The organism is Halorarum halophilum, assembly GCF_013401515.1.
Classification (GTDB): domain Archaea; phylum Halobacteriota; class Halobacteria; order Halobacteriales; family Haloferacaceae; genus Halorarum; species Halorarum halophilum.
The window spans coordinates 121,003-135,979 of sequence record NZ_CP058531.1 but is presented as its reverse complement, the minus strand read 5'-3'; the positions used below and the strand labels follow the sequence as shown (position 1 = coordinate 135,979).

Here is a 14,977-nt window from a genome sequence, read left to right as displayed (position 1 = left end):
CCGTCTATGGAGTCGGCAGTTCGATAACGAATACTGCTCCCTGTGGCTCGTTATCTTCGACCCAGACGTCACCACCGTACTCGGCTACCATCGAATCGACGAAAAAGAGGCCGAATCCTGACCCCGTGGATTTCGCATGACCGGTCTCTTCCCGCCGGAAAATTGCCTCCTTGATGTCTCTCGGGACACCGCGACCGTTGTCGGCGATTCGGACGAGAATGCACTCGTCAGTTTCGTCAGGATCGTCGACAGTCACCGAGACACGTAACCCATCTGTATCATTATGGTCGATCGCGTTCGTAATGACATTCCCAAGGACTTCACCCAGCAATTCGTTTGCTCGGACAGTAACCGCCGTCGGAATAGCTATCTCGAACGTGACATCGGGATAGGTCGCTTGGACACGGTCGACTTCCGCGCGAAGTGTTTCTGCGAGATCGACAGGCTCAAGCTGTGGGTCCCCTATCCCCGTCAACGTTTCCAAGACCAAGCGGACGCGCTTGATGATTGTGACGATGTCGTCGGACCAGTTGATGATCGTCTCGGCATCCTGTAACTGCTGGCCATCGAGTTCATCAGTAAGGAATTTGGCCCGGCCTCGAATCACTGTCATCCCGTTGAGCACGTCGTGGCGGAGGATCGAGTTGAAGAACTCCATCTGGTCTGTTTTGAGTTGAAGGGCTGCCTCGCGCTCTGCTCGATCGAGCGCAGCGCGGGTGTTCGCTGCCAACAGCTTTGCCAGCCCGAGGTCCGTCTCCTCGAACCGACCGATGTCCGTCGATCCACTTCCCAACACGCCATACTCGCCAATCGGAACGATCAGTTCGCTCCGTACCTCAGTCATCAGATTGTGGCGATTGGGCTCCTGACTCACATCGTCGAATATACGGGGCATCCCCTTTTCATAAACCTGCCAGGAGATACTGTCGCCCGGCTCGAACACCGGCGGGTTATCGATGAACGCGCTCGCTTGGTCTGACAAGGCGACCGGTTCCAAGCGGGGGTTGTCGTCTGTACGCAACCAGATGGCAGACAGTGGCAGCTCGAGTGCGTCCTCGGCAGTATCGACAGCAATCTGGCAGATGGTTTCTGGATCGGTCTCCTGCATCATCTCCCGGGTAGCGTCATGTAACGCTCTAATACCACGTTCGCGTTTTTGGCGCTCTGTGACATCCATCGCGACGCCGAGTACATTCGTTACTTCGTCCTTGCTCTCGATCGGCTGGTACCAAACCTGGTAGGTCCGCCCCCAGACATCAACCGTGACATCGACTAGTTCACCCTCGAGACTGCGATCGATCGCATCAGTGATCACCGCTGAATTATCGAACATTTCCTCCACTGTCGACCCGACCATCTGGTTCTGCTCGACACCGACCTGCTCGAGACCCTTCCCAACTTGAAGCGTAATCTCCCTGTCTTGATCGATGGCAAAGAGGATAACCGGCATATTCTCGACGATTGTTCGGAGGCGCTGCTCCCGATTTCCAAGTTCCTGTTCGCGCTCAACTCGCTCGATTGCAGCCGTAGCATTCGACACAAGTATCTCCGCTAAGAATCGATCAATATCGTCGATTGTTCCCTGTTCGGTAGAGCCGATACTGACCAACCCGTAATCACCAAGCGGGATATACAGCGCCGAGCCAAGAGGAACATCTGTCACTTGACGGTTCTCAAGCGTGGTGTAGTCCTCGATAAGAACAGGCTCGTTGTCCTTGAAAATCTCCATTTCGGCTGACCCCACTTCGAACGAAGGAAGGCCATCCAGTCCAGCTTGTGCAGCGACCTGAGTCGCGGAGTCGGTCATTCCCAGGGGAAGGAGAGCTTCGGAGTCAGTGTCGTATTCCCAGACAGCAATCAGCGAATGGCCGAGCATTTCGTCGGCAATCGTCACGATCTCGGTTGTAATCTCGTGAGCGGTTTCCGCAGCTAGGAATTCCCGGGTGACAGTATGGAGCGCCCTGAGTCTGTCCTCTTGGGCTTTCCGCTCTGTAATATCGCGGACGATACAGACAAGGCCACCGGCTGGCCGCGCGGAGAGCGTGATCTCCTGGGGGAAGGTACTTTCGTCACGACGCTGTCCAGTGAGCTCCCCTCGCCAGCTTCCGTCTGCATTCACCTCCGGGAGAATTGTGTCTTGGATGTGCGCGGCTTCCTCTTCGGTATAGCATAGCTGCCAATTCTCTCCAAGGAATGCGTCTGGATCGTCGTACCCATAGACATCTGCATGTGCTTGATTTACGGACTCGTATTCTCCGTCATCATCAAGGATGGCGATCCCATCCATCGATGCAGAAATGGCCTGCTTGGCTTGCTCGGATGCCAGATAGTGGTCCTTGCGGCGGGCATCGTAGTAGCCGACCACGCTACCTACGGTCGCGCCTTCTGCTAGGCCGAGCAGGAGTTCGTGTAATGTCTCGACCAGTGAGTCGCCTTCGAGGAGGTGAGTGTACATCTCCCATGCGGCGAACGAGCCAAGAATGGCCGCGCCAGCGAGACTCCAGAGTGCAATTCGACGGACGTAGGTGTGCGGCATGTTGGACCGAGCGAGCCATCCACCGAATGTTGCGAGACCGAGCGTGAGCAGAATCGGAATGCCCACCTGAAGGTGCTGTGTTGTGAACTCGAGATCACTGAGAGCCACAGTTCCGACGATGACTACACAGAGAAGCAGCCCAACCCCCACGACCGACCACTGATGCAAGCGGTCGGTACGTGTGAACACCTTCATTTTCAATGCATTCCCAGGGTGGTGTAACAAAAGTAGGGGTCCGACGTCGGAGTGAGCACACAAGGTACTAGTCGCACCAACCGAATCGCTTCAGGAAACACCGCTGGCGATTGATGATACGGTCCGTTTCCATCGCGCCTTCGTAGACCGTTGATACACATTTCTGAGTCTGGCTTGGTCTTGGCAGCCCTTCCGTGGCAACTCCACGAGTTACTCAGAGACGCTATTTCCTGCGAAATCCCGTCCTTTCGAATGGTGCTGTCGTAGCTGCAAGAAGGCCTGAAATATGAGTTCGTCGAAAGTCAGTAAATCCCGAAGCAACACCTTACATTCCACCCAAAGCTGTCGGACGATATCCCAATTGTTGGCACAATCGTTATCGTTGTTTGAGGACATAGATTGGAGAATGGCATCGTTGGACAGAATATTCGACCTTCTAAGCGAAGAACAGCGACGGTACGCACTGTACTACCTCGACCGACACGGTGGCCCAGTCTCCGTCGATGAACTGGCAGTTCACGTCGCCGAGTGGCAGTCAGATCCTGGATCAGTCTCCATTCCAGACGATACGTTCGACCGCATCGAAATCGACCTCCTTCACGTGGATCTGCCGAAAGCAGCTGACGCACCATTCGTGCAGTACAACCAGGAAGAGCGAACGGTCGAACTCACTGGACCTGCTCCCAAGTTCAACGCGGTCATCTCGGTTGCGAAAGTTATCGAACGCCCAAACCGGGAACCGTAGCGTCCGAATCCACTACAGGAATGTGACCGACGTGAACCACTATCGTGAGTAGACTGCCGACCGAGAATTGATGATACGGTGGTGACCAATTACGCAGTCCAACACTGCGGACCGTCCAGTCACTTCTGTAGCGAGTGTTGTCCGTCGGGTAGTCTATTGACGCTAATCTCGACCGTATCATTGCCTTCGAGGGTTATCTGAGCATCGTCAGCCGTGAACTGGAGGAGGTGGTTCTGGTTGGCGTCGTGCTGGAATAGTTTGGTGATTGCGTCGGGATCAGTGTACTCGTATAGTACAAAGTCATCTGTGTGGGGGTCTGTGCCTCTGTAGTCTGCAATGGCTTCGATAACAGCCCCACAGAGCGTCCGAGTTTGCTCCGGAGTGTACGAGTCCTCAACCCTATTGTTTTCGTTGGGCATGAGAAACCCTGCGGGTATCTCTGACACACATTGAGATAGAGGTTTGCATGGGTTTCAGGGACCGCCCTCTGAGAAGAACGTAACGGGTCTTTGAGACTGTTCGTAGTCCAATGATAGGTCAAGCCATTGAACCACAGTCGACACGGAGGACAGTTCTCGACATCGTCGCTATACGGGCTGGTGCCGGGCGAGTCCAGCTTTGAGCGCCTGCAGAGGTCAGTTTCCTAGGAATCGAGATGTTGAACGATGGTCACTCATCGGTAATTGAACATAGCTCACCTCACTGCAGGGTGAGCGACGGTCGACGAGGGAGTGTGCGTCAACTGGCTTAGCCAAGAGAACTATAAGAGCGCGCTATGTAGCGAGGCAAGAATGACCCTGACAAATCGAATGGGGTATTCCGGAAGTGAATGGTACCACCCACAGTCGAACGAGAGGTCAGGTCTCGCTCTCAATCCCGCCCCTGCATCCCTAAACCGCGCCCGTTTCGCTTTGGACAGACGCTGATCTGTTTACGAGGTCGAATGAGGATGCGATGGCGCGTCGCCATGAGACTCACCGCTGATACGCGAAGGCGAACGGTTACCCATGGGGCGAGGGTCGCATCGCAATAGCCGGCGTCCGTGCCTGCAGACCACTGTAAGCCACCGAGTGCAATATCGCCAGCTCCCCTCTACTCAATATGGTCCCTGAACGTCTCCAACGTGCCGCAGTCAGTCTCGCTGGTGGGCTCAGCGTCATCGTGACGCTCCTCGTCCTGCTCAGTGGCGACGCATCGCTCAGTGTTCGGTTCCTACAAATTCTCCTTCCACTCGTCCTCTCCATTGGAATCTGTGTGTTCGGTGGATGGCTCGTCAGCGAAGACGTGTCGACATCTGTCATCTGGATGACCACCAAGGCGATACTCATCGGGGCCGGGTTGTTCGCGTTCATCGTGTTCTGGCTCGTCACTGTCCAGCAAGGGGACGGAATGGACTTTTCAAGCCGGGCCATCAGCTACCTCAACGCCGTTCTGTTCGGCATGGCAATGTCCGCGATCGTCGGATATCTCTATGCGCAACGGCGCGCGCAGACAGATCGTCTCCACGACCAGCGCACACAGCTCTCCGCTCAGACAGAGCGGCTCGACGAGTTCGCGAGTCTCGTCAGTCACGACCTTCGGAATCCACTCACCGTCGCTCAGGGACACCTCGAACTCGCAGCGGAGGCTCGTGACCCCACCGACCATATCGAACAGTCGGCTGCAGCACTGAACCGCATGGACGAGTTGATCTCGGGCATGTTGACCCTTGCCAGACACGGACAAATCATCGAAACGACCTCACCAGTACGGCTTGAGACGGCGGCACGGACTGCCTGGGGATACATCCAGGCACCGAACGCCGAGTTGCTGGTTGAGGGGGATTTGACGATCGAAGCGGACGCCACGCGCCTCAAACAGGTGTTCGAAAACCTGTTTCGAAACGCGGTCGAACACGGTGGATCCGACGTCGTAGTTCGCGTCGGCGCAATCGGCTCGTCTGGATTCTACGTCGAAGACTCGGGGACTGGCTTTCCAGATACTGACGTTAGTGACTTGTTCGAGATGGGCGTTTCGACCGACCAGCAGGGGACCGGCTATGGACTGGCCATCGTCAAAGCGATCGTCGATGCTCACGGCTGGTCAATTCGTGCCACCAAGGGGTCGGCTGGCGGGGCGCGATTTGAAATTGTCACATGACACTTAGACTTTCTATGCTCGGACGTGCCTACAACTCCGACCGGAACACGCTGGCTTCCGTACCTGTTGCAGCGTACACGGTGCCCACGAATTCAGGATCTCATCTTCAGTCACGCCGGTGGAATATGGCGGTGGGGCATACGAGTCCGTGTCACTCGTGCGGATGATCAAGAACTTCTGGGTAAGAAGGTACGACTCCCGACTGCGTAGAATCACCTCGAGATGGCTTTCCAACGACCCGGTCCGGGCTGAGCAAATCGAACAAGTCGCCTTCGCCTCGGCCCAATCGAGGTTTCGTCTGCCAGTAGTACGAACCCGGATTACTCGAGGACGTATCGCAGCCAGGGGTAGCGCTCGACGAGGGGTCGCCCATCGACCTCGTACTGCTCGATGTACGCATCGAACCCGAGAATCCGCCCGGCGCCGAACGCGGCGACCGAGAGGAAGACGAGCATGTACGCGAAGTCCCCGTTGATGTAGCCATGCGAGATGTCCCAGTTCCCGAGATAGAACAGGAGCATCATGAAGGCGCCACAGAACGCGGCGAAGCGCGTCATGACGCCGAAGATCAACCCGAGCCCGATGAGTATCTCGCCCCACGGGACGGCGACGTTCACGAACTCGACGACCCACGGCGTGTTCCCCATCGCCACGAACAGGTCCGCGGCCGGACTCCCGTTCGCCGGGGCGGCCCCCGTCAGATAGGCACCAGCGCTGAAGCTCCCAGAGAGCACCTTGTCGAGCCCGCTCTGGAAGAACGCCAGCCCCATCATCAGCTTGAGCGCGAGGATGAACCAGACGCTCAGCGTGTGGAGCCGCCCGCTCGCCGTGAATCCCCCGACCGTACTCCGGAGTTCCACCTATTGGGACGCAATTATATAGATAACCAAAATCAGATAGTTTGTATAAATGTACTTCACTCCGCTCATCAGAAAGTAGTCGGAATACAGGTTTCCTTAGGGAACAACTGCTTGAGGAGGCACTTGCGAATACGTGGAGAGGCACTCGCCTCACTCAAATCAAAAACCAGGAAGTCTCGATTCGTCCCATCGGTGAGTGCACTACGCTCCCAAGAGCATGAATTGAGGGAAAATGGCCAGGAGAAGGATCTGTCTTACCTATTCACACTGACCAGAATGCGGTCTTCAGCCATCAGGTTCGCCAGCTGATCACAGTGAATCCACCCGTGATTTTCAGTCCAAATGATGACAAGGCCAGTCTCAAACCGCTCGTCATCAAATGTGAGCTGGTCCACCTTCATTGTCGTCCCCGTATCCAGTTCTTCAGTGAAATCACTCAATGGGATATCCTTCATAACCAATAAGTGATCTCCAACGCTCACTTCAGCGCCATTCCGTAACCGTACCGTTTGGTAATTGCTCATCTAGTAGGTCTATAAGATGAAGGGAAAATGAGGTTGTCGAAAGTATTTTCGTCGCGAGACGGGGGACCTAGGGGAGCGCAGTTCTCCGTGGGTACGTTCCCAACGAACTCGGGGTCGTGACACCGAGGGTTCACGTGGGGAGTCTATCGGTCGCATATGGGAGTACCAGGCGGAATGCAGCGTACATATGTCAGCTGCTCGCTGTACATTGTATATCTAAAATCCCCCTCCGCCGTAATGAGGGAGAGGAGTTCCTGCGTGCTTTTCCCGTTGTCCCGATACTTGTCGATCTTCAATTTGCCGGTTGAGGGGCGTTTCTGACCCGTCCTGAGTAGAGTCCGCGTAACTCAACAAAGTTGCTGGAGCGTCAGAACAGCGTGTTTGTCAACCCCTGAGGGGTGCGGGGTGAGCCACTCTCCCTTGCTGATGTTCATGCCAACACATCCACTTACTCGACTAGAGGTACCGTCGCGCGTCCTGAAACGGGCGCAGTATGAGGCATTCGAGTTCGAGCTCCACGGCAGCGCACTCCTTGTCCGGAACGGAAGCCACCCCGACCCAGAGAACCACGAGTATTGGGTCACCGTGAGCGACGGCCTTCCGGCCCACTGCGACTGTCCCGCTGACGCAGCCTCCGAGGGGGCCTGCAAACACCGCGTCGCGGTCGCGATCAGACCGCCAGTCCTCGAGACGGCCATCCACGCGCAGCTCGCCGCGGACGGCTCAGGGACGTCGAACCCACCGCTCCCCGAGGAGGAGGACCTCTCAGCGAAGGCCATCACCCAGACAGCTGGTGCACGAGGTGAGCGCGAAGACGGCGATGAAGCCGACGAAGAGTACCCGTGCGAGTGCGACTAACTGACCGACGATTTCCCGTGCTGGAACTGCGTTCTCTCTGGCCGTTGTCGCGTCCCAAACTCGTAAGCCAAGTACGGTGGCTGGAGTACCGTACCCGCCACAGCGTTGCTTCGCCAATTCACATTCCTCATAGGACGAGCAGTGGAGTTCCTCGATGGGGCTGGGTTCAACACCGGCTGGTACACAGATGACGGACCAGTTCGAGCAACCGCTAGAACCTGACGGCGGTCTCCGCTCAGTCGTTCCGTCGACCTGCGACTCCATCCTACACAGTGATCATCAATCGAACACAGAAATCCGGTTGTTTATCCGACTTCCTCACCTTCTCTCGGCGAAGAATACGAACTCAGTCCAGATGAATCTGTCAGCATCGCCATCATCGAGGTAGTGAGTGCAACCGAACACTGTTCCCCTGAGTCACTGCCGCCACTGTACGAGACGCTTGACCCAGATGCACTGGACAACCTTATTGAATCCTGGGAGAAGAACACGGCACGTCAGTCTGGTCAGGTCTCGTTCGAGTACAGCAACTCTCTCGTCACCGTCGACGATCATGACTCCATTTTAGTCGAAGCACGGTCGGAGTCACTTGACACCGTATAGTCCCGTCTCCGGTAGGGTTCGTCGTACGGTCGACTAACTATTCGATGTACTGACAGACCTCCAATTCCGTAAATTCCCTCCGATCGCTACTCGTCGGGCGAGTTACCCGCCAGCCCCAGCTGATCGTTCTTGCTCGAGCCGGTGACACCCGTCGACTAACGAATCGGGAAGGTCGCTCACGGACGAGTGTACTGCATGGAACACTGCGGCAACTTCACCGAATTTTGGGCCACGGACTGCAACGAGCGGATCGGTATCCCAGTCGACGAACTCCAACTCTGCTAACAGTGGCAGATGGGAATGATACAGGTCGACCCGGAGGTCCTCTGGTGAGCTCTGGATGTGGACAGATTCCGCACTCTCCGGGAGGATTATTGCCTGGTCAGCTGGCGCGTCTACCAGTGAGCCGATCACTTGGCGGCGGGGTTCCGCTGCAAGGGCTCGAAAAACACGATCCCAGTTGTCACTAACACTGGGTTCATCGTTGAATCGGACAGACGCCATGCTCAGATATTGATGGGCAATCATCTAAGGTGTTATTACGAAAACGCTATTAACAATGATGTACGATATTCACGGTGGTCGCTGTGACAGGAAACAGAGCACAGCTACACAGCGGTACGGTGGAATTGACACCATGTGCTGACCAGTGAACACTCCTGCTGCATGCTTGTGATGATTCATCTGAGAAGTGCTCGATGCTATTCCCTCAACGGTTCACTTAGTTGGACGCTCAGAGCGGTCGTTCAGCCCTTCCGTACCTAAACGCCAACTGGTTGGGTTTGCCCGCAGGCTGAAGCTCATCTTTTGACCACCCTCACGTCGCCGCCACCGTCATTCGCCATCAGTGAATCGTTTACAGCCGTAGTTATCCTAGTCCTCTGGAATGTGTACACAGCGTCCATGACCATGTAGATTCGAGGGTGAGGGTGTAGATAGGCGAATTGCGAGTTCGACGTGGCCTTCGCTAGTCGATCGTTCCCACATGCGTGACCACGGCTGAACGGGCATGTAGCACCCGCCATGGGTTTTGTTGGCCCCTGAAGGGTGCGGGGCAGCCGTGACTGGCCCTGCATGATCAACGATGGCTTTGAGAGACGTCTACGAAACCGGGTTCGACGAACAGTCCGATAAGCAGCTCTCCGCGACCTGTCCGGAGTGCAGTAGCACCGTCATTGCAGACGCGGGTGAGCGGCGGTGTACCGAGTGTGGGCTCGTCGTCACCGAGCAGCGGCTCGACAGGGGGCCGGAGTGGCGTTCGTTCGACGATGATGACGACAATTCCAGCCGGGTTGGCGCACCGCTCACCGCAGCAAGACATGATCGCGGTCTTTCAACCGAAATTGGCCGAATACGAGACGGGACGGGGTCGATCCTACCAGGGCGCAAGCGAGCACAGCTCGGCCGGCTACGTCGCGAGCACGATCGGGGCCGATTTCGGTCGACAGCAGAGCAGAACCTCGCCCTCGCCTGTTCGGAACTCCGGCGAATGGCGAGCTCGCTTGAGCTTCCCAAATCAGTGGCGGAACGCAGCGCGGCAATCTACCGGGAGGCGATGAAGGAGAACCTGATCCGTGGCCGGGCGATCGAAACGATCGCTGCTGGATGCTTGTACGCGGCGTGTCGATGTGATGGCTACACGCGAACACTCGGCGAGGTTGCCGAGGTGGCACGGTGCGACGAGTCGAAGGTGAAGCTCGGCTATCGAGTGCTGAACCAGGAACTTGGCCTTGAAGCAGGGCCACGTCGTCCTCGTGAGTTCGTTCCACGACTCACGTCCGCCGTCGATGCCTCCGACGACATCGAACGTCGGGCCCGAGACCTACTCCAGTGTGCGGACGCTGAGGGGCTTATGAACGGGCGGAATCCGAAGGGGGTCGCAGCGGCCTGTGTGTACTTGGCCGGGCAGGAAGTCGGTGAACAGATTACGCAGACCGAACTCGCTGACGTGGCTGACGTGACGCCGCTCACGATTCGAAAGCGCTATCGAGAACTCGTGGACTGACCATTCCGTGTTCTCGGTGTCGACGCCTACGTAGTCTCCAGACCCAGTGACGACCGTCGCGCATCCGGCCGAAGCGAAATCGGAGGCGGACGGAGTCACGACGGAGGAAAATGAGAAGGTAAAGAGGGTCGAGAACGAGAGGACGGCAGCGGCGAGTCGAGTGTCCCACCAGGCGGAATCGCTGGCCCTTCTATGGGCGTGCGCATCTCTCGCCAGTCTGAAGTTCGGCATTCTCGGGACGGCAGGAATCGCCCGGAAGTCGGTGATGCCCGCGAGTCGCGCGAGCGAGCACCGACTCGGTGCGATCGCCTCGCGTGACGCGGACCGGGCATCGGCGCTGGCCGAGGAGTTCTCCGTTCCCCGGAGCTACGGGGACTACGAGGCTCTCCTAGCGGACTCTGGGATCGACGTGGTGCACATCCCCGTTCCAAACGCACTCCACGCCGAATGGACGAAGAAGGCGGCCGACGCCGGACTGGATGTCCTCTGCGAGAAGCCGCTCGCGGTCGATACCGACGATGCCCGCGAGGTTGCCGCGTACTGTGAGGAGTGGGACGTCACCCTCATGGAGGCGTTCATGTATCGGTACCACCCTCGAACCGAGCGCGCGATCGAACTCGCACAGGAGGCGCTCGACGACGTTCGGTCGGTCACTGCATCGTTCAAGTTCCCGCTCTACGACGACCCGGAGAACGTCCGCCTTAATCCGGATCTCGCCGGGGAAGCCTGATGGACGTGGGGTGTTACTCCGTCTCGGCTGCACGGCAGTTCCTCGGCGAGCCGGATCGCGTCTAGACACATATGTCTGATCCACTGGATACTAGCGTCGACACGGCATTCACCGGTATCCTCGAGTACGACGACGGAGCGACGGCGACGATCGAATCGAGATTCGACACGCCACTGGTCCAGCGCTATCGCGTCGAAGGCTCGAACGGGTGGCTTGAGGTCGCCGACGCGTTCGATACGCCAGTCGACGAACTGACAGAGCTCGAGTATCAGCTAAACGGCCGACACAAGGTGGAGACATTCGATCTGGTCGACCACTACCGCCTGGAGCTAGACCACTTCACCCGTTGTATCGAAACAGGTGATCCCCCACGGACGGACATTGCCGAGGCGATCGCGAACATGCGCGTGATCGACGCCCTCTCTGAGAGTGCTGACCGCGGGGCACCAGTCGCAATGAAGTAGCCGTATTCGCCCTAGTCCGCCTGGAGAAACACGACTGTGTTTCCGAGATTCTAAATATCAAATACTCGATGGTGGAGCATAAAAGCCATAGATTAGTCATATATAATTGTTCACCGGTTGTACTTTTCAGCTATGTCTTTACGAGATGCGCCAGTACTCCGTTTCCCATGGACACGTCCCCGAGCTCAGGCTCGACGGTCACGTTGATGGTAAACCGGAGGCTGAGATCAGTCGCCGGGTACCCATCGCGAACAGGGAGTTGAACGACGGGGGTCGTTCAGAGGGTCAGACTTGGACGTACACATCGCCATCCGAGATTTCAACATCGAACGTTCCAATGCACTTCCCGGATACTTCATGTTTCCCTGTTTCGAGGTCCATTTCCCAGAGATGCCACGGGCAACTTACGGTGGCTTCCTCCTCGTTCACCCCTCCGCGAGTGTCCGTCCAGGTGTGTTCGGCGTTGATTTTCTCGTCCCCAGCCTTGTACAGCGGAGCATTCTGATGGGGACAGCGGTTCGAGATGGCAAGGAGCTCCCCGTCCGCGTTGAAGACCGCAATCTCGATGCCGTTCACGTTCACGCCGATACCGCTTCCACGCGGGATATCTGTGAAAGATGCGACCTTCGTGTAGTCGTCTCCTATTTCGTGTTCTGTGCTCATCTGTGGTCCTTAGAGACGCAGGATTTCTTCGGCATTTTTCGACAGGATCGACTGACGCAGTTCGTCGTCGAATGCACGTGACGTGTAGAACCACGTGGGCGGGTCTAGCGTCTGATGCGGCCAGTCGCTGGAGTAGATGAACATCTCGTCGGCAAGGCTCATCTCGAGCATGTTCCTCGCTTCACCCGAGTTACGTGGCAGCGACAGGGGTTGTATACACAAGTAGACGTTGTCCCGAAGGGACTCGCTGGGCGACCGCTGTAGGTAGTCCTCATTGGTCCCGTGTTTTCGAGGTGTGATTTTGATATCATCAGGATGCATCTCGTAGAACTCCTCCATCCGATACCGAATGAACGGGACCCACCAGTGGCCCGCCTCCTGAAGGACGACGTTCAGGTCAGGGCACTTGTCGAACACGCCTCGCATGATCATATTGCCTACGTTCACCATGGCATGGATGGGCCAATCGAAGCCAAGGACTTCGGTCCACGTCATCATCTCATCGCCGATGTGGGAGTGCTGTGGCCAGTATGCGAGCGAGCTACGGAGCAGATTCGTAATCAAGGATACGCGCAGAACGACGAAGAGCAACTGAATGGCACACGATCAGTAAGTTCAGCGAATGTCGTCGATGGCGAAGTATTCGGTGCAATCAGTGTTGACGGTCCCGCTCACCGTCTGCGCTGGAAGTTCTTTCATGAAGAGCTCCCGCAGCAGGTGATGAGCGTTACGAGTGAGATTCGGCTTGAGATGCTCTATTCGTAACGGCACTGGGGGCATTACAACCACACGGACGTCATGGTAAACGCTATATACAGCGGCTCAAGACATGTCTGATATGAGTACTATCTATTTATGCTCCTGAGCAGGTGTTCGTCCATCGAGCGCTTGATACGGTCGTTGGACGTTAGATTGATGGACTAACAGCGCAAGCCAGTGGCGGACGTTCAGCCGACCGCCCACCCACGAATTATGGAATCGATGAACTCGTATTTCAGCGTCTGAATTTTATTGAATGAACGACAACAGCGCACACGTCACGGCCACCACACGAGCGGTCGGCGATGCTGTCATAGACCTAACGTTGCCGCGTGGCCACCGATCACGGTACGGGCACCGGATGGAGGATCCAACCGAAATCGTCCTCCTCTAGGTTCGCGCGATTGGCGAGACGGACAAACCGGCGATCGAGAGTCGGCGCGACGGCAACCCTGCGGCCCATGTGGGAACCTACAAAGCGTTCTATTTCGCAGCCGGCGAATGCCGCAAGTTCGATCTGTACGACCGGGGCGCCATCTTGCCGGGGACGACTATCACGGGGCCGGCGATCAACCAGAAGCCGATCTCCATGGTCGTCTTTCACTCGGATCGGCAAGCGGAGCACGACGAGTTCGGGCATATTTTCGATGCATGAAGGATGACGGATAAGCGACTCAGAGGACACGACCACCGACCCGGAGATGATCCCCGTTTTCATTACAAGAGTAGGAATGTAAACCGCGGCTGAACGCGTCCGCGTCTCGTCCGGGCGGCGGATTGAACGGCCCTTGGATTCGTTAATACCGAATTCATTACCGAGAAATATTTGGAGATGTCGGCGGAACCTGCGGTGTGGCCGCCGCTGAACTGATACCCCGTGAAGGACTTGGCAGAAATTTGTTCAGATGCGGGTGAAAATTTCGACTTCGCTTATCCCAAAGAATAAACCATTGAATAAGTATCAACTGATAAGATAGAAACACGTATTATTGTTCACCTCAGAGGTTTCTTCATGACAAACTACGACGTCCCCAAAAGGCGGATAAAGACTACCGATACGGCGTTCAACATCCTTGAGGTGCTAACCCGTCTCGACGGGGCGACCGTGGCCGAAGTGGCGGCGCAACTCGACATCGCCCCGAGTACGGTCCACGACCACCTGGCGACGCTCCGATGGCGCGGATACGTCGTTCAGGAGGGCGCAGAGTACCACGTCGGCCTCCTTTTCCTCAAGTTGGGGATGGCCGCGCGGAACCGATACGCTATCGTCCGACCGGGGGAGCAGGCCATCGCCCACCTGGCTCGCGAGACCTCGACGATGGTGCAGCTCCTGGCCGAGGAAAATGGTCGCGCCATCGTCCTCTGCCGCGTCGTGGGGGAAGGTGCGCCGTCGAGGAACGACGTTCTCGGACGGGTACTCCCGGTGCACTGTTCGGCGGCCGGCAAGGCCATCGTCGCGTCGTACTCGGACGACCGGGTTGCGGCGATTCTCGACCGACACGGGCTTCCGAAGCTGACTGAGAACACGATCACCGATCGGGAGGAGTTCTTCGCGGAGTTGAAGCGGGTTCGAGAGAACGGCTACTCGCTGAACGACGGCGAGTCGGTCAGCGGCGTCCGGTCGATCGGGCGCTCGATCATCGTCAATGACCGAGTCGTGGCGGCCGCGACCCTGACCGGTTCGAAGCACGCCATGTCCGACGAACGGATCGAATCGACGCTCTCGGAGCAATTGCTCCGCACCGTCAACGAGATCGAGATGTCGATAACCGACATGGGGGATTCGAGAACAGACATGGGGAACTCGAGCGTTCTCTAGCGGGCGTGCGGTGCGGTTCGGACCGTTGGACGCCCTCTCGAACACACCGGTACGCTCGGCGATCATATCGACGAACG

General features: G+C 57.0%; 14 protein-coding genes and 2 pseudogenes. 9 read left to right on the top strand and 7 right to left on the bottom strand.

The genetic code is table 11. From position 1 onward, the window contains the following. Positions 1–4: 4 nt before the first annotated feature. The gene (locus HUG10_RS20185) at positions 5–2,731 is read right to left on the bottom strand and encodes a GAF domain-containing protein (RefSeq protein ID WP_179171501.1); all 2,727 of its coding nucleotides are present in this window, start codon (positions 2,729–2,731) and stop codon (positions 5–7) included. Positions 2,732–3,137: 406 nt separating this feature from the next. Between HUG10_RS20185 and HUG10_RS20180 the strand changes: the two genes are divergently transcribed. Continuing rightward, complete coding sequence (locus tag HUG10_RS20180) at positions 3,138–3,476, top strand: DUF7344 domain-containing protein (protein ID WP_179171500.1); 339 nt, start codon at positions 3,138–3,140, stop codon at positions 3,474–3,476. A gap of 119 nt (positions 3,477–3,595) precedes the next feature. Here HUG10_RS20180 and HUG10_RS20175 read toward each other — a convergent pair whose 3' ends face one another. Continuing rightward, a complete protein-coding gene (locus tag HUG10_RS20175) occupies positions 3,596–3,895 on the bottom strand; it encodes a HalOD1 output domain-containing protein (RefSeq protein WP_179171499.1) in 300 nt (99 codons plus the stop codon). Between the two features lie 742 nt (positions 3,896–4,637). Between HUG10_RS20175 and HUG10_RS20170 the strand changes: the two genes are divergently transcribed. After that, positions 4,638–5,615, top strand: coding sequence for a sensor histidine kinase (locus HUG10_RS20170; protein WP_179171498.1), 978 nt, complete (start codon positions 4,638–4,640; stop codon positions 5,613–5,615). A 320-nt stretch (positions 5,616–5,935) separates the two neighbouring features. Here the strand turns inward: HUG10_RS20170 and HUG10_RS20165 are convergent, their stop codons facing one another. Both HUG10_RS20165 and HUG10_RS20160 read right to left on the bottom strand, forming a co-directional pair. Next, entirely contained in the window at positions 5,936–6,475 is a 540-nt protein-coding gene (locus tag HUG10_RS20165; protein WP_179171497.1) for a DoxX family protein, read from the bottom strand. A gap of 254 nt (positions 6,476–6,729) precedes the next feature. Next, positions 6,730–6,999 carry a hypothetical protein gene (locus HUG10_RS20160; RefSeq protein ID WP_179171496.1) on the bottom strand — a complete coding sequence of 90 codons (270 nt, stop codon included), beginning with the start codon at positions 6,997–6,999 and terminating at the stop codon, positions 6,730–6,732. 585 nt (positions 7,000–7,584) lie between these two features. Here HUG10_RS20160 and HUG10_RS22125 point away from each other — a divergent pair. From HUG10_RS22125 to HUG10_RS20140, 4 genes and pseudogenes are all read left to right on the top strand, one after another. Then, on the top strand, positions 7,585–7,857 hold the full coding sequence (locus HUG10_RS22125; protein ID WP_321169547.1) for an SWIM zinc finger family protein: 273 nt from the start codon (positions 7,585–7,587) through the stop codon (positions 7,855–7,857). Positions 7,858–8,244: 387 nt separating this feature from the next. Continuing rightward, positions 8,245–8,460 carry a HalOD1 output domain-containing protein gene (locus HUG10_RS20150; RefSeq protein WP_246310449.1) on the top strand — a complete coding sequence of 72 codons (216 nt, stop codon included), beginning with the start codon at positions 8,245–8,247 and terminating at the stop codon, positions 8,458–8,460. Between the two features lie 1,084 nt (positions 8,461–9,544). Then, positions 9,545–10,465, top strand: a complete 921-nt coding sequence (locus tag HUG10_RS20145) for a transcription initiation factor IIB (protein WP_179171495.1) — start codon at positions 9,545–9,547, stop codon at positions 10,463–10,465. 217 nt (positions 10,466–10,682) lie between these two features. Further along, positions 10,683–11,659 (top strand): annotated as a pseudogene (locus HUG10_RS20140) (Gfo/Idh/MocA family protein). 285 nt (positions 11,660–11,944) lie between these two features. On the opposite strand, the gene HUG10_RS20135 reads toward HUG10_RS20140, so the two are convergent. Next, on the bottom strand, positions 11,945–12,322 hold the full coding sequence (locus HUG10_RS20135) for a Rieske (2Fe-2S) protein (protein ID WP_179171494.1): 378 nt from the start codon (positions 12,320–12,322) through the stop codon (positions 11,945–11,947). 9 nt (positions 12,323–12,331) lie between these two features. Further along, positions 12,332–12,772, bottom strand: coding sequence for an amidohydrolase family protein (locus HUG10_RS20130; protein WP_246310445.1), 441 nt, complete (start codon positions 12,770–12,772; stop codon positions 12,332–12,334). A 3-nt stretch (positions 12,773–12,775) separates the two neighbouring features. Here HUG10_RS20130 and HUG10_RS20125 point away from each other — a divergent pair, with 3 nt between their 5' ends. Next, complete coding sequence (locus HUG10_RS20125) at positions 12,776–13,087, top strand: IclR family transcriptional regulator domain-containing protein (protein WP_246310443.1); 312 nt, start codon at positions 12,776–12,778, stop codon at positions 13,085–13,087. A gap of 84 nt (positions 13,088–13,171) precedes the next feature. On the opposite strand, the pseudogene HUG10_RS21920 reads toward HUG10_RS20125, so the two are convergent. Next, positions 13,172–13,318: pseudogene (locus HUG10_RS21920) on the bottom strand (IS6 family transposase); the annotation flags it as partial. Between the two features lie 166 nt (positions 13,319–13,484). Here HUG10_RS21920 and HUG10_RS22240 point away from each other — a divergent pair. Both HUG10_RS22240 and HUG10_RS20115 read left to right on the top strand, forming a co-directional pair. Next, positions 13,485–13,736, top strand: a complete 252-nt coding sequence (locus HUG10_RS22240) for a hypothetical protein (RefSeq protein WP_394355009.1) — start codon at positions 13,485–13,487, stop codon at positions 13,734–13,736. 357 nt (positions 13,737–14,093) lie between these two features. Further along, entirely contained in the window at positions 14,094–14,900 is an 807-nt protein-coding gene (locus tag HUG10_RS20115; RefSeq protein WP_179171490.1) for an IclR family transcriptional regulator, read from the top strand. Positions 14,901–14,977 lie beyond the last annotated feature (77 nt).

Excerpts from the sequence above, each read along its gene's own strand:
- HUG10_RS20115 (WP_179171490.1), top strand. The coding sequence starts at position 14,094 with ATGACAAACTACGACGTCCCCAAAAGGCGGATAAAGACTACCGATACG.
- HUG10_RS20185 (WP_179171501.1), bottom strand. The coding sequence starts at position 2,731 with ATGAAGGTGTTCACACGTACCGACCGCTTGCATCAGTGGTCGGTCGTG.
- HUG10_RS20130 (WP_246310445.1), bottom strand. The coding sequence starts at position 12,772 with ATGGTGAACGTAGGCAATATGATCATGCGAGGCGTGTTCGACAAGTGC.
- HUG10_RS20125 (WP_246310443.1), top strand. The coding sequence starts at position 12,776 with ATGGATGGGCCAATCGAAGCCAAGGACTTCGGTCCACGTCATCATCTC.
- HUG10_RS20145 (WP_179171495.1), top strand. The coding sequence starts at position 9,545 with ATGGCTTTGAGAGACGTCTACGAAACCGGGTTCGACGAACAGTCCGAT.
- HUG10_RS20175 (WP_179171499.1), bottom strand. The coding sequence starts at position 3,895 with ATGCCCAACGAAAACAATAGGGTTGAGGACTCGTACACTCCGGAGCAA.
- HUG10_RS20135 (WP_179171494.1), bottom strand. The coding sequence starts at position 12,322 with ATGAGCACAGAACACGAAATAGGAGACGACTACACGAAGGTCGCATCT.
- HUG10_RS20160 (WP_179171496.1), bottom strand. The coding sequence starts at position 6,999 with ATGAGCAATTACCAAACGGTACGGTTACGGAATGGCGCTGAAGTGAGC.
- HUG10_RS20180 (WP_179171500.1), top strand. The coding sequence starts at position 3,138 with ATGGCATCGTTGGACAGAATATTCGACCTTCTAAGCGAAGAACAGCGA.